This is a genomic window from Acidovorax sp. ACV01, assembly GCF_014851495.1.
GTDB lineage: Bacteria > Pseudomonadota > Gammaproteobacteria > Burkholderiales > Burkholderiaceae_C > Acidovorax > Acidovorax radicis.
The window spans coordinates 40,422-58,105 of the sequence record NZ_JACUZT010000002.1 but is presented as its reverse complement, the minus strand read 5'-3'; the positions used below and the strand labels follow the sequence as shown (position 1 = coordinate 58,105).

Genomic DNA, 17,684 nt, shown 5'->3' with positions numbered 1-17,684 from the left:
CTTTTCCCGAGGGTTTAGGGCAGTACACTACCGGTAGTGTCTTGAATGCATATGACACACCATATATAGTGTGCGCCAGACAGTAGTCCGCCGCATCAATCACACGCTGCGACGGCATCCAGGCCGCGCACCACACCCCAGACAGCCCACAGAAGAGGACCCCCATGCAAGCTGCTTTGAACACGCCTTCCACGCCCCAAGCGATCTCTGCCGAGACCTCGGCCTCCCAGCCCGCACAAACTGCGGCTGGCAACTCGCTGGCGCACTATCAGATCATTCGCCGCAATGGAGCGGTCGTGCCGTTCGAGCCACAGAAAATTGCAGTGGCAATGATGAAGGCCTTCCTGGCAGTGCATGGCACACAAGGCGCAGCGTCCGCCAGCGTGCGCGAGGTCGTGGACACCCTGACCCACAACGTCACCCGGGCCCTGGTGCGCTCGCGCCCCGGCGGCGGCACCTTCCATATTGAAGACGTACAGGACCAGGTGGAATTGGGCCTGATGCGTGGCGGCCACCATGAAATCGCCCGCGCCTATGTGCTGTACCGCGAGCGCCGCACCCAGGAGCGCGCTCGCCAGACCGAGCAGCAAGCTCCGGTGGTGTCTACCCCGCTGCTGCAAGTCATCGACGGTGGCGAGCGCATCGCGCTCGACCCCAGGCGGTTGCAAGCATTGATTGAGTCTGCCTGCGTGAACCTGGGCGCCGACGTGAAGGCCGACCCTATCGTGGCCGAGACCATGCGCAACCTGTACGACGGCGTCCCCATGGACGAGGTCTACAAGGCGTCCATCCTGGCGGCACGTACGCTCATCGAAAAAGACCCCGACTACACCTACGCCACCGCCCGCCTGCTGCTGCACACCATCGTGCGTGAAGTACTGGGCCGCGAAGTCACGCAGGATGCAATGGGCCAAGCGTACATCGAGTACTTCCCTCAGTTCATCAAGAAGGGGGTGGACAACGAACTGCTGGACCCGCGCCTGCTGACGTTCGACCTGGCCCGCCTGGGCGCCGCCCTCAAGGCCGACCGCGACCTGCAGTTCGACTACCTGGGCCTGCAGACCCTGTACGACCGCTACTTCCTGCACGTGCGCAAGACCCGCATCGAGCTGCCCCAGTGCTTCTTCATGCGCGTGGCCATGGGCCTGTCGCTCAACGAAGCCGACCGTGAAGCCCGTGCCATCGAGTTCTACGAGATCCTCTCGAGCTTCGACTTCATGTCCAGCACGCCCACGCTGTTCAACAGCGGCACGCTGCGCTCGCAGCTGTCCTCGTGCTACCTGACCACCGTGCCCGACCACCTCGAAGGCATCTACGACTCCATCAAGGAGAACGCGCTGCTGTCCAAGTTTGCCGGCGGCCTGGGCAACGACTGGACCCGCGTGCGGGCCCTGGGCTCGCACATCAAGGGCACGAACGGCGAATCGCAGGGCGTGGTGCCCTTCCTCAAAGTGGTGAATGACACGGCCGTGGCCGTGAACCAGGGCGGCAAGCGCAAAGGCGCCGTCTGCACCTACCTGGAAACCTGGCACCTGGATATCGAGGAGTTCCTGGAGCTGCGCAAGAACACCGGCGATGACCGCCGCCGCACGCACGACATGAACACCGCCAACTGGATCCCCGACCTGTTCATGCGCCGGGTGATGGAAAAGGGCACATGGACCCTGTTCTCGCCCTCCGACGTGCCCGACCTACACGACCTGTTCGGCACCGCGTTCGAGAAGGCCTACGTGGCCTACGAACAGAAGGCTGCGCGCGGCGAGATCAAGCCCTCCAAGACGGTGCAAGCCACCGACATGTGGCGCAAGATGCTGACCATGCTGTTCGAGACCGGCCATCCCTGGATCACTTTCAAGGATGCCTGCAACGTGCGCTCGCCCCAGCAGCATGCCGGCGTGGTGCATTCGTCGAATCTGTGCACCGAGATCACGCTGAACACCAGCGACACTGAAACCGCCGTGTGCAACCTGGGCTCGGTGAATCTGCTGCAGCATATTAAAGACGGCCAACTCGACCACGACAAGCTCAAGAAGACCATCACCGTTGCCATGCGCATGCTGGACAACGTGATCGACATCAACTACTACGCAGTCACGAAAGCCCGTGACTCCAACCTGCGTCACCGCCCGGTAGGTCTGGGTGTGATGGCATTCCAGGACAGTCTGTACGAGTTGCGCATTCCCTACGCCTCGCAGGCGGCCGTGGAGTTCGCCGACAAGTCGATGGAAGCCATCTGCTACTACGCCTACTGGGCCTCGACCGAGCTGGCCAAGGAACGCGGCCAGTATTCCAGCTACAAGGGCTCACTGTGGGACCAGGGCATCCTGCCCCTCGATACGCTGGACATGCTGGCCACGGCACGCAGCGGCTACGTGGAAGTGGACCGCTCTGCCACGCTCGACTGGGATGCCCTGCGCAAGAAGATCGCCCAGGACGGCATGCGCAACTCCAACTGCGTCGCCATCGCCCCCACGGCCACCATCTCCAACATCATCGGCGTGGACGCCTCGATCGAGCCTTCGTTCGGCAACCTGTCGGTCAAGTCCAACCTGTCGGGTGAGTTCACCGTGATCAACGGCGGCCTGGTACGCGACCTCAAGCGCCTGGGCCTGTGGGACGACGTGATGATCATGGACCTCAAACACTTCAAGGGATCTTTGCACCCCATCGATCGCGTGCCCCAGGATATCAAGGCCCTGTACTCGACGGCCTTTGAAGTCGAAGCCCAGTGGTTGGTCGAAGCGGCATCGCGTCGCCAGAAGTGGATCGATCAGGCACAGAGCCTGAATATCTATATGGCAGGTGCATCGGGCAAGAAGCTCGACGACACCTACAAACTGGCGTGGATCCGTGGCCTCAAGACCACGTATTACCTGCGCACACAGAGCGCCACGCACGTCGAAATGAGCACCGTGAACACGCGCCAACTCAACGCGGTTTCGTCAGGCAACGACAGCGGCGCATCGTCCGCTTCGGCGCCCACTCAAGCCCAGCCCGGCGCGCTGGAGGCGGCGGCCGCTACAGCCGCCCATCAAGCAGCAGCTGTGCCTGCTACCGACGTTAAGTTCTGCGCCATCGACGATCCCGGTTGCGAAGCCTGCCAATAAGGACTTCGTGCGCGACGCCTCGGACTCTCTTGAGGTGTCGCGCGTGTGCTGTGAAGCAACAAATCGTTGCTGCACAACGCTTCAGTGCTTTTCTTTTTGCAGCACTGCTTTCATAATCCGAACACTGGAAAATCTATGTTGTCCTGGGACGAAGAAGTCAAGCCCTCATCGCAAAATCAACTGGACGGTGGACTGAACAAGAGCCACTCGGTGGGACAGCCGCCCCTGTCTTTCCAGACCCCTTCCTCGCAGGCCGTGCACGCATCGCTGACGGCCTCCGCAGCACCGCAAGCAGCGCCCGCCGCAGCCACGCAACGCCGCGTGAACGCTGCCGACAAGCGCATCATCAACGGCCAGACCGACGTCAATCAACTGGTCCCGTTCAAGTACAAGTGGGCGTGGGAAAAGTACCTCGCCACCTGCGCCAACCACTGGATGCCACAAGAGGTGAACATGACGCGCGACATCGCGTTGTGGAAGGACCCGAACGGCCTGACCGAAGACGAGCGCCGCATCATCAAGCGCAACCTCGGCTTCTTCGTGACCGCCGACTCGCTGGCCGCCAACAACATCGTGCTGGGCACCTACCGCCACATCACGGCACCCGAGTGCCGCCAGTTCCTGCTGCGCCAGGCGTTCGAGGAAGCAATCCACACACACGCCTACCAGTACATCGTGGAGTCACTCGGTCTGGACGAAGGCGAGATCTTCAACGCCTACCTGGAAGTGCCCTCGATCCGCGACAAGGACCAGTTCCTGATCCCCTTCATCGAAGCGATCATGGACCCCAACTTCCACACCGGCACCTTCGAGACCGACCAGACGCTGCTCAAGTCGCTGATCGTGTTTGCCTGCCTGATGGAAGGCCTGTTCTTCTACGTGGGCTTCACACAGATCCTTGCGCTGGGTCGACAGAACAAGATGACCGGCGCTGCAGAGCAGTACCAATACATCCTGCGTGACGAGTCGATGCATTGCAACTTTGGCATCGACCTGATCAACCAGCTCAAGCTGGAGAATCCACACCTTTGGACGGCCGAGTTCAAGGCCGAGATCAACGCGTTATTCATGAAAGCCGTGGAGCTCGAGTACCGCTACGCCGAGGACACCATGCCGCGTGGCGTGCTGGGCATGAACGCATCGATGTTCAAGGGCTACCTGCGCTACATCGCCAACCGCCGCGCCACGCAGATTGGACTCGAGACGCTGTTCCCCAATGAGGAGAACCCGTTCCCGTGGATGAGCGAAATGATCGACTTGAAGAAAGAACGCAATTTCTTCGAAACCCGAGTGATTGAATACCAGTCCGGTGGTGCGCTGTCCTGGGACTAGCGCCTCTTTTATTTGCAGGCATCACACCACCATGGATATCTACACCACGCCCACCACAGACAGCGCCTCAGAGCGCCGCCGTGTGGGGCGTTTCCGTGTTCATGGAGATGGAGTTTTTCTCCATCTCCATGGATCGCTTTCTGTCCACTGCAGACAGGAAGTGCTCTTTGCAAATTGACCCAAGGAGAACATGATGGCAACTGCGAAAAAACCAGCCGCTAAGAAGGCTGCACCAGCGAAAAAAGCTGCACCTGCAAAACCAGTAGCAGCGAAGAAGGCTGCACCTGCCAAGAAGGCAGCAGCACCGGCAAAGAAGGCCGCTCCCGCCAAGAAGGCAGTAGCAGCGAAGAAGGCCGCGCCTGCCAAGAAGGCAGCAGCACCGGCAAAGAAGGCCGCTCCCGCCAAGAAGGCAGTAGCAGCGAAGAAGGCCGCACCTGCCAAGAAGGCAGCAGCACCGGCAAAGAAGGCCGCTCCCGCCAAGAAGGCAGTAGCAGCGAAGAAGGCTGCACCCGCCAAGAAGGCAGCAGCACCGGCAAAGAAGGCCGCTCCCGCCAAGAAGGCAGCAACCGCCAAGAAGGCAGCCCCCGCAAAGGCTCCTGCAAAGAAAGCGGCACCGGCCAAGAAGGCCCCCAAGGCCCCTGCCCCTGCTGCTGCCGCTCCAGCAGCCCAGACCACCCTGAACCCTCAGGCGGCCTGGCCTTTCCCCACGGGCAACAAGCCCTAATCCTGGCGTATCACACGCTCAACCCGGTGCCTATGCACCGGGTTTTTTTATGCCTGTCGATATCTTGTGCGCCACACGCAGCACAGCATCCGCAACCCATGCCTCACTGCGTTTCCGCAACCTCGCCAAAGCGCAAGGCTACCCGGGGGTGAAATCCAGTGTGTAGTTCTGCGGGCCTCGCTGCGCGATCTTGAGGGCACCTACCCGGTTGCCCAATTCGGCACAACGGACCAGCGGCCAACCCTTTTCCAGGCCAAACAACAACGCACCGCGCCAGGCATCACCACACCCCGTGGGGTCCACCACCTGGGCTGGCACCACCGGTGGCACATGGGTTTTCTCTCCGTCGACCCACACCTCGCAACCTTCTGCGCCCAGCGTGACCACCAGCCCCAGCACCTTGCGCGAGATCTCGGCAAGGGTCCAACCCGTGCGGTCGCAAAGCATTTTCCCCTCATAGTCATTGACCGCCACCCAGGACGCTTGACCAACAAACTGCGCCAGCTCTTCCCCATTGAACATGGGCAGGCCCTGGCCTGGATCAAACACAAAAGGAATACCCGCCGCTACGAATTGGGCGGCATGCTCCAGCATGGCATCACGCCCATCTGGAGCAACGATCCCCACCCTCACACCCGCATTGGCATCAATACGATTCAAATGCGCCTGCATCATCGCGCCGGGGTGGAATGCCGTGATCTGATTGTTGTCACGGTCGGTCATGATCATTGCTTGTGCGGTATAGGTGTCCTGCACCTGCCCTACATGTCGCGCACTGATACCGAGTGACTCCAGGCGCTGCAGATATTCAGAGCCATCACTCCCTAGCATGGCCATCGGCAACGGTTCACCGCCCAGCAGTTTGAGGCTGTACGCGATGTTGCCCGCGCAGCCTCCAAAGTCACGTCGCAACGAAGGCACCAGGAAAGAGACGTTCAGGATGTGCAATTGGTCAGGCAGTATCTGCTCGGCAAAACGCCCCTCGAAGGTCATGATGGTGTCGAACGCCAGAGAACCGCAAATGAGGGCAGCCATATCAGAAAGGTAGGTTGGTAAAAAATATCAGGGATAGAACGCCAGCAACCGATAGCCCGCGACGCGCGCGCCTCCAGTGGTCACGAGCACGGACACCGACGCGCTCCACTCACCACGTGCAGGCAGTTCCATCGGAGCCCCCATGTCGGTCGGCAGCAGCACGCGCCGAAGCACAGGCTGGTCCTGCGCATCGGTCAACGTCAACTCGACGGCAGGCATCGCCAAAGGTGTCGATGACTTGCTCTTCATGGTCAGGGCAAGTTGATAGCTGTCACCCCTGGCCTTGTTGAACGAGGAACTGTCGATGACCACATCCGCAATCTCGCGCTGCGGCGCAATTTCGCACCGCAGGGAAGCGCACAGCGCCATCAACCACGGCCTTGTTCGAACATCCATTGCTGCAAGGCGATCACGTTCCTGGACGGCGACCTGCAGCCCAAGCCCCACTACAGACAACAGAAGCAGCACGGCAAGCACCACGCGCACCATCGGTTTGCGCCAGAACGCCTTGCGCCGCGCAGCGACCACAAAGCTGACCTCTTGTCCGGCGTCCAGGCCTTCATCTTCGTCGGCAGGGTCCGCCCTCTCCCGGGCTGAAGAGGGCTTGCGGGAAGGTGCCTGCAACACGGTTGCCGGTGAATGGTCTTCGACCAGCGCGAGTGCCTCTGGCTCAAACTCCGTGATCTCAGGCGACTGCGAAAAATCCACCGGCGGCAGGGGCTCTGTCACTCCCTTCGCCGCAGACGGCGTCGCCGGGGCACCATGGTCCGGCTCCGTGTCTTGCAAAGGAACGACCGGCGGCTTGATGGGCAACTCCAGCGCCGGATAGCCCATCGGGGTCAGCGCCACAGGCGCCACCGAATCAGGGGCTCCATCCTCGGCGTCTCGCAGAGCGGCAAAGGGCAGCTCGTAACCTGGCTCTCCATGGCCCACACCCCGCACAGCAGCTGGCGAAGGAGGAGAGGCGACCCGCATTTGTACCGCCTCCGACGAGGGCCCATGGCCACCGACAGCCGTCCCCGCAAAAACCACCGGGGGCGGGGAATCGCCCTGCAACGCTGTGCCCCCCCCACCAGTTGCAGGCACGTTGAATGCTGTGTCCGGCCGCCAGGCAAATGGCACGAGATGGCCCACACCAGAATTTTCACCAGAAGCGACCACCCCACCCGCTGCGGAGAGAAATGCGGGCACCGCAGGCTGAGGCACCTCCAGCACAGGGGATCCCACAGGCGTATGCACCTCCGAATACCCCCCAGCCGCCTCGGAGGGAACACTCACGGGGGAAAAAGAGAACGCTGCGGCATCTGCGACCCCAGGCCGCCCCCCCAAGGGTGGGGAAGCCGGCGGCTGCGAGGGTGGTGGCTCACCCCAGGCCCGCCCAGCCTCCGCCTTGCGCGCTACGGGGGCAAGTGGCGGCCGAATGTCGGCCAGCGAGACATCCGGCAACAGTGCCGGAGGAGCTGCAGGAAGCAAGTGCGCCGAAGCATCAAAAACCTCTTTGCATTGACCACAACGCACCCACCCTTGCGAGATGCGCAATTGGTCCGCCACCACCTTGAATGAGGTAGCGCAGGACGGGCAGCGAGTGATCTGGCTCATCAGCGATGGATTGTAGAGGCGCGTGCGACCCCGCAGAGGCGGGCGTCTTCCCTGTCTCAGCGACGGGCCGTCATCAAGATCCAGCCATCTTCTGCATCCGCGACATCCAGCTGAAGCCAGGGAGCGTAAGCCTCTTTCAGCTCATCGGCCTGTCGATCGAGAATGCCTGCCAGAACCAGATGCCCTCCGGGTGCGACATAGCTGCAGAGCAGGGGCGCAAGCACGCGAAGGGGAGTGGCAAGAATGTTCGCCAGCACCGTCTGGTATTCGCCCCGCACCTTGTCGGGCAGGCCCGCATGGAGCTGCACTTCATTGGCCTGCGCATTCAGCGCAGTGGACTCGACGGCCGCAGGGTCAATATCGACCGCATCAATGTCCATGGCTCCAAACTTGGCCGCGCCAATGGCGAGGATGCCGGAACCGCAGCCATAGTCCAGAACCCGGCCCAGTGGATTGCCCATGGAGGGTTCGGTTGCGCCATTGCGGGCAATCCAGCGCAGGCACATGCGGGTCGTAGGATGGGTGCCGGTGCCAAAGGCCAGACCTGGGTCCAGCCGGATGCTGCGCTTTGCCTGGGCCGGCAATTCATGCCAAGTAGGAACAATCCAGAAATCCGGCGTGATATCCACGGGCGCAAACTGCGATTGTGTGAGCCGCACCCAGTCCTGCTCGGGCACATGGGCAACCCCCAGCACCTGGCAGCCCGCAAAAAAGTCCTGCACGGTCAGAAGTTGCTGCGCCTCCCGTGCAGCCACCTCCGACGGAAAAAGCGCCACCACCCGGCTGCGTTGCCAACCATCCTTGGGCGGAGGCATGCCGGGCTCGCCAAACAAGGCCTGTTCGGCGTCGGTCTGGGCATCGGCATCCTCCACCGACACGCTCAGCGCATCCAGCGCATCCAGCGCATCGCTGACCGCTTCGATCCGGTCCTCGGGACACATCAGACTCAGCTCAAACATAGAAGCCTCTCAGAAAAAGTGAAATGCTGGCACCCGTTGCCAGGAGCCAGCATGTGAATGACTGCGCAATACGATTTCAGCGCTTGTGCTGCGACAGCCACTCTTCCAGGTAATGGATGTTGGTGCCACCGGCCATGAACTTGGCGTCCACCATCAGCTCGCGGTGCAGCGGCACGTTGGTGTTGATGCCTTCGATCACGGTCTCGTTCAGCGCCGTGCGCATGCGGGCCAGGGCCTGCTCGCGCGTGTCGCCGTGCACGATGATCTTGCCGATCATCGAGTCGTAGTTGGGCGGCACGAAGTAGTTGGTGTAGGCATGCGAATCCACCCGCACGCCCGGGCCGCCCGGTGGATGCCAGGTGGTGATGCGTCCGGGGGATGGGACGAATTTGTAAGGGTCTTCCGCGTTGATCCGGCACTCGATGGCATGGCCGCGGATCTCGATCTGGCGCTGGGTGAGCGGCAGCTTCTCGCCCGCCGCGACCATGATCTGCGTCTTCACGATGTCCACGCCGGTGATCCACTCGGTCACGGGGTGTTCCACCTGCACGCGGGTGTTCATCTCGATGAAGTAGAACTCGCCGTTCTCGTAAAGAAACTCGAACGTGCCCGCGCCGCGGTAGCCGATCTTCTTGCAGGCGGCCACGCAGCGCTCGCCGATCTTCTCGATCAGCTTGCGGGGAATGCCAGGAGCCGGGGCCTCTTCGATCACCTTCTGGTGGCGGCGCTGCATGGAGCAGTCGCGCTCGCCCAGGTACACCGCATTGCGGTGCTTGTCGGCCAGGATCTGTATTTCGATATGGCGCGGATTCTGGAGAAACTTCTCCATGTACACCGCAGGATTGCCGAACGCGGCGCCCGCTTCGGCCTTGGTCATCTGCACGGCATTGACGAGGGCTGCCTCGGTGTGCACCACGCGCATGCCGCGGCCACCGCCGCCGCCTGCGGCCTTGATGATCACGGGGTAGCCCACGGCCTTGGCAATGCGGCGGATCTGGACCGGGTCGTCGGGCAGCTCGCCTTCGGAGCCTGGCACGCAGGGCACGCCGGCGCGGATCATGGCCTGCTTGGCCGAGACCTTGTCGCCCATCGTGCGAATGTTGTCCGGCGTGGGGCCGATGAACTGAAACCCGCTCTTTTCCACGCGCTCGGCAAAGTCGGCGTTCTCGGACAGAAAGCCGTAGCCGGGGTGGATGGCTTCGGCGTCGGTCACTTCGGCAGCCGAGATGATGGCCGGCATGTTGAGGTAGGACAGCGGGGACGGCGCAGGGCCGATGCACACCGCCTCTTCAGCCAGCTTGACGTACTTGGCGTCGCGGTCGGCCTCGGAGTAGACCATCACCGCCTTCACGCCCAGCTCATGGCAGGCGCGCTGGATTCGCAGGGCGATTTCGCCGCGATTGGCAACAAGAATCTTCTTGAACATGAGCGCCTTATTCGATCACGAACAGCGGCTGTCCGTATTCCACGGCCTGGCCGTTTTCGCCCAGGATGCGGGTGACCGTGCCCGACTTGTCGGCCTCGATCTCGTTCAGGATCTTCATGGCCTCGATGATGCAGATGGTCTCGCCTTCTTTGACCTGGCTGCCCACTTCCACAAAGGCCTTGGCGCCCGGGCTGGAAGAACGGTAGAACGTGCCCACCATCGGCGATTTGACGATGTGACCCGCAGGGGCTGCGGGTGCGGGCAGTTCGGCGACCTGGGCGGCGGCAGGTGCGGGTGCCGCAGGCGCCTGCATCGGGGCGGGAACGTACTGCTGAACCACGCCACCAACGCTCTTGACGATGCGGACTTTGCCCTCGGCTTCCGTGATTTCGAGTTCAGATACGTTCGACTCGGACACGAGATCGATGAGGGTTTTGAGTTTTCGCAGATCCATGGGAGCTCCAACGGCTATAAAACTGATAGGGCTTACGCACATCGGACGCAACAACCGCCTCGCCCCGGGGCGAACCGCTTGCCTGGCCCTGCTTTGCGCAAGTCATGACTGAATAGGGCGCGAATTTACTCCAATTTCAGCCTATCTCCGTCTTCCACAGGTATTTTTGATGAACTACATCATGCCCATACGCGGCCGGCCCCTGCAAAAATGCCGGAATGGGAGGCTTGACCGGTCAGCGCAAGGGGGCCCACAGCTGGAGATCTTGCGCGGTGACTTGCCCCATTTTACGGTGCAGGACGCGCCCATTCCCTCCGAGCACCACGGTAAACGGAAGTCCTCCCGTGAGGTTGCCCAGCGATCGGCCGAGGTCGGTGCCGCCCAATCCGGCAAGGCCCACCGGGAATTCCAGGGGAATGCGCTGCAAGAACTTGCGCACGGCAGAAGGTTGGTCGATAGCCAATCCCAGAACTTGCCACCCGTTCGGCGCCTGTTGGCGATAGAAGGCATTGAGCATGGGCAGCTCTTCCACACAGGGTGGACACCAAGTGGCCCAGAAATTCAGCAGCAACGGCTTGCCTGCCAGTGCCTTCAGCGCCACCACGCCCCCTTCGGGCTTTTCAAACTCCATCGTCCAGAGCGCATCTTCCACCCCCTGCTCCATGGCATGGGGCTGGAACTTCCACCATGCCAGGCCTGCGCCACCCAACGCTGCTGCGCCCGCCACCCCTGCATACAGCAGGCGCCGGCGCGCGGCAGATGGTTGTGCATCACGGGCTGCAGAGAGGGATTCAGGGCGATCGGAATGGGATGTCATGGGGCAGGGGCTTCCTGGAGCAGGCGCCGAACAGCGGTCATGTCGCCTCGCGGCACACGCCCTTTAGCGTCCGGACGAAGGGCGCCGCGCAGGTCATCGAGGTCGTAGATCATCAGGTGCACCCCGATCATCTCATTGAGTTCAGGCGACTTGCTGCCCAGGCTCAATGCCTCGACCGACTCGCCATGAAAACCGGTGACCGTGCGCGGCTCGTAGTCCACATGGTGATCGATCAGTGCTATTTCTGCCGATTTAGGGTCATCGCAGAACAATTGCACATAAATATCGGACAGCCGTGTGGCCGTGCCATGCCAGACAGCACCTGCCAGGTGGGGGCGGAAGGCCGCCATGCGCTCCATCCACACCAGGGCCAGCTGGCGCAGTGCCCGCAGTTCGCGCGGCTGCGTATCGGCACAAAAAAGCTCGATGTGCTCCCGCACTGCGGCCTCGACCTGGTCGTTGTCCGGGAGTGGAGTACGGGCAGGCAGGCCCATCTGGCGCAGCGCACGGCGCTTGGCCGGGCCCCATTCCAGCCCCTCCTCCACCACCAGCCGGGCCGTGGTGTGGGCGATTTCGTCGCTCAAAGGTGTGTGCATGGCGGTCAAGGAAAGTCGCAACAGGGAATGAAACTGCATTGTGGCCTGAAGCACTGAACCGAACCACGGGTTACCCCCAGGCATCCCGAGGGTCACTATATTTTTCATAGCTCTTCGCGCTTACCCATCAAGCGCTGGGGGCTTGTTTTGTATTGAACCTTAGAATCTGCGCCCATGCATATACACATACTGGGCATCTGCGGCACGTTCATGGGTGGCCTGGCCGCCCTCGCGCGCGAAGCGGGCCACAAGGTGACGGGTTGCGACGCCGGCGTTTACCCGCCGATGAGCGACCAGTTGCGGGCCCTGGGCATCGACCTGATCGAAGGTTTCGGCGCCGACCAACTGGCCCTGCAGCCCGACATGTTCGTGATTGGAAACGTGGTCAGCCGCGTCCGCCTGCCCGACGGTTCGCCCAAATTTCCGTTGATGGAAGCCATCCTGGACGCGGGCCTGCCCTACACCAGCGGCCCCCAGTGGCTGGCCGAGCATGTGTTGCAGGGCCGCCATGTCCTGGCGGTTGCCGGCACGCACGGCAAGACGACGACGACCTCGATGCTGGCCTGGATCCTGGAAAGTGCCGGGCAGCAACCGGGCTTTTTGATTGGTGGAGTCCCCCTGAACTTCGGCGTATCGGCCCGCCTTGGAGCGCCCCGGCGACCATCGCCCGGTAGTTCGCCGCTGGGCGCTGCGCCGCTGTTCGTGATCGAGGCGGACGAATACGACACCGCCTTCTTCGACAAGCGCAGCAAGTTTGTGCACTACCGCCCTCGCACTGCGGTGCTGAACAACCTGGAGTTCGACCACGCAGACATCTTTGACGACCTGGCCGCCATCGAGCGGCAGTTTCACCACCTCGTGCGCACGGTGCCGCCATCGGGCCGTGTGGTGGTCAACGGTCTCGAAGAAAGCCTCACCCGCGTGCTGCACACGGGCTGCTGGAGCGAAGTGGCCAGCTTCGGCGAAGCCGTCAGCGACTTTTCGGCACAAGGCGACCCCCAGGCATTCGACGTGCTGCACCAGGGGCGCAAGGCCGCCCGGGTGGAGTGGGCGCTGACCGGCGTGCACAACCAGCTCAACGCACTGGCGGCCATTGCGGCCGCCCACCATGTGGGCGTGAGCCCTGAGCACGCCGCCACGGCACTGGCGACCTTTCAGAATGTGAAGCGGCGCATGGAGCTGCGCGGCACGGTGAATGGCATTGCGGTGTACGACGACTTCGCCCACCATCCCACGGCCCTAAGAACCACGCTGGACGGCCTGCGCCGCAGCCTGGGCCAGGGCGTGCGCATCCTGGCGGTGTTCGAGCCCCGCAGCAACACCATGAAGCTGGGGGCCATGAAGGCCCAGCTGCCGTGGGCGCTGGAGCCTGCCGACCTCGCGTTCTGCCACACCGCCGGGCTGGACTGGGACGCTGCGCAAGCCCTTGCCCCTCTGGGCGTGGGCCCGGGCCTGCGAGCACAAACCGCCGCCGACATCGACACCCTGGTGCAACAGGTCACCGCAGCAGCCCGCCCAGGTGACCACATCGTGTGCATGAGCAACGGGGGGTTTGGCGGCATTCACGCCAAGTTGCTGGAATCGCTACAAAATAAATAGCTGCTTGCGCTTATCTGAAAAGCGCTAGAGCCTGATTTCTCTTAAAAATCAGAACGATACCGCCATACCCGGTACGTCCACGCGCACTACCGGCTTGGCAAGTGCCGCACTGGCAGCACGCGCAAAGTCGCGGGACCATACCGGGTCGGCCAGCAACGAGGCCCCCGCAGCGAGGGCCACGGTGAGCACCTTGTCCGCCAGCAGCACCTTGCCGCTGGCGCGCAGGGGTTCGCAGTCGAGCGCGGTGAACTGCTCATCCAGCCAGCGCCTGCCAGCCTCATGGCCCATGGGCTCGGCGCCCTCCAGATCAAAACGGAATTCCTGGTTTCCGGCCAGACGGACCGACACTTCGCTGTGCATGATGGTTTGCCTTTCTTCTGAAACCGTGGCGGCGACTGCCGTGCTCCCTTGCACGGCCCGCCACGGGTTTCCAGTTTAGGGCCTCCTGCAATCGGCGCAGATCACCGCGCGCGGCGGGCCTTCACAGCGTCGGAAAGTTCAGCCAACGCCGTCAGCGAATCGTCCCAGCCCAGGCAGGCGTCCGTGATGCTCTTGCCGTACTCCAGCGCGCCGGGCAGGTCCTTGCCCGGCGAGAACTTCTGCGCACCGGCTGTGAGGTGGCTTTCGATCATGAGGCCGAACACACTGCGCGAGCCGCCTGCGAGCTGCGAGGCAATGTCGCGCGCCACTTCAAGCTGCTTTTCATGCTGTTTGCTGCTGTTGGCATGGCTGCAGTCCACCATCAGGGTGGCGGGCAGCTTGGCGGCTTCGAGGTCCTTGCAGGCGGCGGCCACGCTGGCGGCGTCGTAGTTGGGCGTCTTGCCACCACGCAAGATCACGTGGCAGTCCTTGTTGCCCTTGGTGTTGACGATGGCTACCTGGCCGTTCTTGTGCACAGACAGGAAGTGGTGGCCCCGGCTGGCCGACTGGATGGCATCGGTGGCAATGCGGATGTTGCCGTCGGTGCCGTTCTTGAAGCCGATGGGGGCCGAGATGCCGGAGGCCAGCTCGCGGTGCACCTGGCTTTCGGTGGTCCGGGCGCCAATGGCGCCCCAGCTGATCAGGTCGCCGATGTACTGGGGCGAGATCACGTCGAGGAACTCGCTGCCGGCGGGCATGCCCAGGCGGTTGATCTCGATCAGCAGCTGGCGTGCAATGCGCAGGCCTTCGTCGATGCGGTAGCTTTCGTCGAGGTACGGGTCGTTGATGAGGCCCTTCCAGCCCACCGTGGTGCGTGGCTTCTCGAAGTACACGCGCATCACGATTTCCAGGGTGTCGGCGTACTGCGCGCGCGCAGCCATGAGGCGGCGTGCGTACTCGACAGCGGCAGCCGGGTCGTGGATGGAGCACGGACCGATGATGACCAGCAGGCGGTCATCCTTGCCGGCCATGATGTTGTGGATGTTCTTGCGGGTCTGGGTGATCAGCGTCTCGACCGGCGTTCCGCGGATCGGGAAAAAGCGGATCAGATGCTCGGGAGGAGGCAACACGGTGATGTCCTTGATACGTTCGTCGTCGGTCTGGCTGGTTTTCTCGACGCTGCGGTACCAGGCATCGCTGGTCGGGGTGGTGGGGGCCGTCATGGTTGCTTCCTCGTGGAGTAAAAGTAGTGGGAGGGATGGAAAAACGGGAGGGCAGAAAAACAAAAACCGCCGGGCTTTGCAGCGTCGGCGGTTGGTATGGGGAGGTTGTGTTTGCTTGCGCGTTTTCCTCTCATCCGCCGGGGACCGAGATAAAAACCCAAAAATAAAACGCGCTGCGAACTTGCATGGAAAGCAATGTAGCACAGGAGTGCGGCAGTGCAGCAACCCTGGATTGTTGTTTTTGCGATACGGGAGGGGCTTGAACAAGCCCTCTCAACCCCCAGCATTCACCGCAGAGGTTCAACGCCGCCAGCGACGAAACCAGGCACGCACGCGCTGCAACGCAGACTGCTTGCGCGGCGGCGCGGCATCCTGCAGGTCGCTGGGCGGATCGCTCTGGTGCTCATACATGTCGATGAGCAGCAATGCCTCGCCCAGCGTGCGCCAGGCGAGAAGTTCGAACTGGTCGAAGCTCGCACTTTCCTTCGGGCTGCGCCGCTCCAGCATCTGCTGCCAGTCCGTGATCGCATTGCGCAACTCCCTCAGCGCGCGCTGGTAGGCACCAAACTCGTACAACGCGTGCCAGGCCGAGCCCAGACCCGTCAGGAACAACTGGTGCTCGCGGGCGCAATGCGACAAGGCCAGCACACGCCGGGTGATGGCGGTGGTGTCGGTACTGGTGCGACGGGTGCGCACTGCCTCGTCGATCTGCGTTGACAGCGCGCTCAAGCTATCACGCAGTTGACGAGACTCCTCGTCGGCCACGCCTTCGCGCAGAAAGCGGCTGATGTCTCCAAATGATTGAAGGGTCAGTAGCTGACTAGGGCGCGTAGCGGGCATACGCCATTTTGCGCTGCCAAGGCCTGTGCGATGCCCTTTGTGCGCCGCACAAGGCTGAAGTTGGTGGAAGCAAGCAACAGCCAGCGTGTTGCCCCGAGCAAGAACACCGTTTCCGGTCGTCAGGCCGTTCCACCCACCGTCAGTCCTTCGATGCGCAACGTAGGCTGGCCCACGCCCACCGGCACGCTCTGGCCTTCCTTGCCGCAGGTGCCTACGCCGCTGTCTAGACGCATGTCGTTGCCGATCATGGTGACCTTCTTGAGCGACTCAGGGCCACTGCCGATGATGGTGGCGCCCTTCACGGGATACTGGATCTTGCCGTTCTCGACCCAATAGGCCTCACTGGCCGAGAACACGAACTTGCCGGAGGTGATGTCTACCTGCCCGCCGCCGAAGTTGCTGGCGTACAGACCCTTCTTGATGCTGGCAATGATCTCCTGTGGGTCTTTGTCGCCGCCCAGCATGTAGGTGTTGGTCATGCGCGGCATGGGGATATGGGCATAACTCTCGCGCCGACCGTTGCCGGTGGGGGCCACGCCCATCAGGCGCGCGTTGAGCGAGTCCTGGATGTAGCCCTTCAAGATGCCGTCCTCGATCAGCACGTTGCGCTGGCTGGCATGGCCTTCGTCGTCCACATTGAGCGAACCCCGGCGATCGGCAATCGTGCCGTCATCCAGTACCGTCACACCCTTGGCCGCCACCCGCTGGCCGATGCGGCCGCTGAAGGCGCTGGAGCCCTTGCGATTGAAGTCCCCTTCCAGTCCGTGGCCAATGGCTTCGTGCAACAGGATACCGGGCCAGCCCGAGCCTAGCACCACGGTCATCTCACCCGCAGGGGCGGGGCGCGATTCGAGGTTGACCAGGGCCGCATTCACGGCCTCGTCCACGTATTTGCCCATTTGCTCGTCGTCGAAGTAGGCCAGGCCAAAACGACCGCCACCACCGGCAGAGCCCATCTCGCGCCGGCCGTTTTGCTCGGCGATCACGGTGACCGACAGCCGCACCAGCGGGCGCACGTCGGCCGCCAGCGTGCCATCGGCCCGGGCCACCAGCACCACGTCGTATTCGCTGGCCAGCCCCGCCATGACCTGCGCAACACGCGGGTCCTTGGCGCGGGCGCGCTGCTCCAGCTTTTCCAGCAAGGCCACCTTGGCCGTGCTGTCGAGCGATGCAATCGGGTCCACACCTGGATAGAGACTGCGGCCAGCCGCTACTTTTTTAGGAGCTACTCGCACTTTACCAGCCTGCGCTACTGCCGAAATAGAGCGCACAGTGCGGGCTGCGTCCAGCAAGGACGCCTCTGAAATGTCGTCCGAGTAGGCAAACGCCGTCCTCTCGCCGCTCACCGCGCGCACACCCACGCCCTGATCAATGCTGAAGGAGCCCGTTTTGACAATGCCCTCTTCCAGGCTCCACCCTTCGCTGCGCGTGTACTGGAAGTACAGGTCGGCGTCATCCACCTGGTGGGTCCGGATCTCGGCCAGGGCCCGCGCCAGATGGCTTTCATCAAGCCCAAACGGGGTCAACAGCAATTCGCGAGCGACATCAATGCGCTGGCTGGTGGCCGCACGCTGGGGCGCGGCAGTGGTGGAGCGGAAAGTCATCGGGGCATT

15 protein-coding genes and 1 pseudogene are annotated in these 17,684 nt (G+C 62.6%); 4 read left to right on the top strand and 12 right to left on the bottom strand.

What is annotated here, in order from left to right:
• The first annotated feature begins 164 nt into the window (after positions 1-164).
• From IB243_RS04815 to IB243_RS27080, 3 genes are all read left to right on the top strand, one after another.
• The gene (locus tag IB243_RS04815) at positions 165-3,107 is read left to right on the top strand and encodes a ribonucleoside-diphosphate reductase subunit alpha (protein ID WP_192425467.1); all 2,943 of its coding nucleotides are present in this window, start codon (positions 165-167) and stop codon (positions 3,105-3,107) included.
• Positions 3,108-3,242: 135 nt separating this feature from the next.
• Positions 3,243-4,439 (top strand): ribonucleotide-diphosphate reductase subunit beta, encoded by a 1,197-nt coding sequence (locus IB243_RS04810; RefSeq protein ID WP_057270216.1) that lies wholly within the window; start codon positions 3,243-3,245, stop codon positions 4,437-4,439.
• 193 nt (positions 4,440-4,632) lie between these two features.
• Positions 4,633-5,163, top strand: a complete 531-nt coding sequence (locus IB243_RS27080; RefSeq protein WP_225584755.1) for a histone — start codon at positions 4,633-4,635, stop codon at positions 5,161-5,163.
• A 138-nt stretch (positions 5,164-5,301) separates the two neighbouring features.
• On the opposite strand, the gene IB243_RS04800 is transcribed toward IB243_RS27080, so the two are convergent.
• The 8 genes and pseudogenes from IB243_RS04800 to IB243_RS04770 form a co-directional block, all read right to left on the bottom strand.
• Positions 5,302-6,198, bottom strand: a complete 897-nt coding sequence (locus IB243_RS04800) for a carbohydrate kinase family protein (RefSeq protein WP_010466449.1) — start codon at positions 6,196-6,198, stop codon at positions 5,302-5,304.
• Between the two features lie 27 nt (positions 6,199-6,225).
• Positions 6,226-7,047 (bottom strand): DUF3426 domain-containing protein, encoded by an 822-nt coding sequence (locus IB243_RS27075; RefSeq protein ID WP_010466450.1) that lies wholly within the window; start codon positions 7,045-7,047, stop codon positions 6,226-6,228.
• A gap of 684 nt (positions 7,048-7,731) precedes the next feature.
• Positions 7,732-7,797: pseudogene (locus tag IB243_RS27415) on the bottom strand (MJ0042-type zinc finger domain-containing protein); the annotation flags it as partial.
• A 56-nt stretch (positions 7,798-7,853) separates the two neighbouring features.
• Entirely contained in the window at positions 7,854-8,756 is a 903-nt protein-coding gene (gene prmA, locus IB243_RS04790; RefSeq protein WP_192425461.1) for a 50S ribosomal protein L11 methyltransferase, read from the bottom strand.
• 76 nt (positions 8,757-8,832) lie between these two features.
• The gene (gene accC, locus IB243_RS04785; RefSeq protein WP_192425459.1) at positions 8,833-10,182 is read right to left on the bottom strand and encodes an acetyl-CoA carboxylase biotin carboxylase subunit; all 1,350 of its coding nucleotides are present in this window, start codon (positions 10,180-10,182) and stop codon (positions 8,833-8,835) included.
• A 7-nt stretch (positions 10,183-10,189) separates the two neighbouring features.
• On the bottom strand, positions 10,190-10,636 hold the full coding sequence (gene accB / locus IB243_RS04780) for an acetyl-CoA carboxylase biotin carboxyl carrier protein (RefSeq protein ID WP_010466453.1): 447 nt from the start codon (positions 10,634-10,636) through the stop codon (positions 10,190-10,192).
• A gap of 235 nt (positions 10,637-10,871) precedes the next feature.
• Positions 10,872-11,453, bottom strand: a complete 582-nt coding sequence (locus IB243_RS04775; protein ID WP_010466454.1) for a TlpA disulfide reductase family protein — start codon at positions 11,451-11,453, stop codon at positions 10,872-10,874.
• Positions 11,450-12,049, bottom strand: coding sequence for a hypothetical protein (locus IB243_RS04770; RefSeq protein WP_192425457.1), 600 nt, complete (start codon positions 12,047-12,049; stop codon positions 11,450-11,452). The genes IB243_RS04775 and IB243_RS04770 overlap by 4 nt, the downstream gene beginning before the upstream one ends.
• A 174-nt stretch (positions 12,050-12,223) precedes the next feature.
• Between IB243_RS04770 and mpl the strand changes: the two genes are divergently transcribed.
• Complete coding sequence (gene mpl / locus IB243_RS04765) at positions 12,224-13,648, top strand: UDP-N-acetylmuramate:L-alanyl-gamma-D-glutamyl-meso-diaminopimelate ligase (RefSeq protein ID WP_192425455.1); 1,425 nt, start codon at positions 12,224-12,226, stop codon at positions 13,646-13,648.
• 48 nt (positions 13,649-13,696) lie between these two features.
• On the opposite strand, the gene IB243_RS04760 is transcribed toward mpl, so the two are convergent.
• The 4 genes from IB243_RS04760 to tldD all read right to left on the bottom strand — a co-directional run bounded on the left by IB243_RS04760 (position 13,697) and on the right by tldD (position 17,675).
• Positions 13,697-14,008 carry a hypothetical protein gene (locus IB243_RS04760; protein ID WP_192425453.1) on the bottom strand — a complete coding sequence of 104 codons (312 nt, stop codon included), beginning with the start codon at positions 14,006-14,008 and terminating at the stop codon, positions 13,697-13,699.
• Between the two features lie 101 nt (positions 14,009-14,109).
• A complete protein-coding gene (locus IB243_RS04755) occupies positions 14,110-15,231 on the bottom strand; it encodes a 3-deoxy-7-phosphoheptulonate synthase (RefSeq protein WP_010466458.1) in 1,122 nt (373 codons plus the stop codon).
• 300 nt (positions 15,232-15,531) lie between these two features.
• Positions 15,532-16,071, bottom strand: coding sequence for a hypothetical protein (locus IB243_RS04750; RefSeq protein WP_192425451.1), 540 nt, complete (start codon positions 16,069-16,071; stop codon positions 15,532-15,534).
• Between the two features lie 119 nt (positions 16,072-16,190).
• Entirely contained in the window at positions 16,191-17,675 is a 1,485-nt protein-coding gene (gene tldD, locus IB243_RS04745; protein WP_192425449.1) for a metalloprotease TldD, read from the bottom strand.
• Positions 17,676-17,684 lie beyond the last annotated feature (9 nt).

What these genes read in the sequence shown, in the direction of transcription:
- IB243_RS04770 (WP_192425457.1), bottom strand. Translation starts at nt 12,049, where the DNA reads ATGCACACACCTTTGAGCGACGAAATCGCCCACACCACGGCCCGGCTG.
- IB243_RS04750 (WP_192425451.1), bottom strand. Translation starts at nt 16,071, where the DNA reads ATGCCCGCTACGCGCCCTAGTCAGCTACTGACCCTTCAATCATTTGGA.
- mpl (WP_192425455.1), top strand. Translation starts at nt 12,224, where the DNA reads ATGCATATACACATACTGGGCATCTGCGGCACGTTCATGGGTGGCCTG.
- accB (WP_010466453.1), bottom strand. Translation starts at nt 10,636, where the DNA reads ATGGATCTGCGAAAACTCAAAACCCTCATCGATCTCGTGTCCGAGTCG.
- tldD (WP_192425449.1), bottom strand. Translation starts at nt 17,675, where the DNA reads ATGACTTTCCGCTCCACCACTGCCGCGCCCCAGCGTGCGGCCACCAGC.
- IB243_RS04815 (WP_192425467.1), top strand. Translation starts at nt 165, where the DNA reads ATGCAAGCTGCTTTGAACACGCCTTCCACGCCCCAAGCGATCTCTGCC.
- IB243_RS27080 (WP_225584755.1), top strand. Translation starts at nt 4,633, where the DNA reads ATGGCAACTGCGAAAAAACCAGCCGCTAAGAAGGCTGCACCAGCGAAA.
- IB243_RS04760 (WP_192425453.1), bottom strand. Translation starts at nt 14,008, where the DNA reads ATGCACAGCGAAGTGTCGGTCCGTCTGGCCGGAAACCAGGAATTCCGT.
- IB243_RS04810 (WP_057270216.1), top strand. Translation starts at nt 3,243, where the DNA reads ATGTTGTCCTGGGACGAAGAAGTCAAGCCCTCATCGCAAAATCAACTG.
- accC (WP_192425459.1), bottom strand. Translation starts at nt 10,182, where the DNA reads ATGTTCAAGAAGATTCTTGTTGCCAATCGCGGCGAAATCGCCCTGCGA.
- IB243_RS04775 (WP_010466454.1), bottom strand. Translation starts at nt 11,453, where the DNA reads ATGACATCCCATTCCGATCGCCCTGAATCCCTCTCTGCAGCCCGTGAT.
- IB243_RS04800 (WP_010466449.1), bottom strand. Translation starts at nt 6,198, where the DNA reads ATGGCTGCCCTCATTTGCGGTTCTCTGGCGTTCGACACCATCATGACC.
- IB243_RS04755 (WP_010466458.1), bottom strand. Translation starts at nt 15,231, where the DNA reads ATGACGGCCCCCACCACCCCGACCAGCGATGCCTGGTACCGCAGCGTC.
- prmA (WP_192425461.1), bottom strand. Translation starts at nt 8,756, where the DNA reads ATGTTTGAGCTGAGTCTGATGTGTCCCGAGGACCGGATCGAAGCGGTC.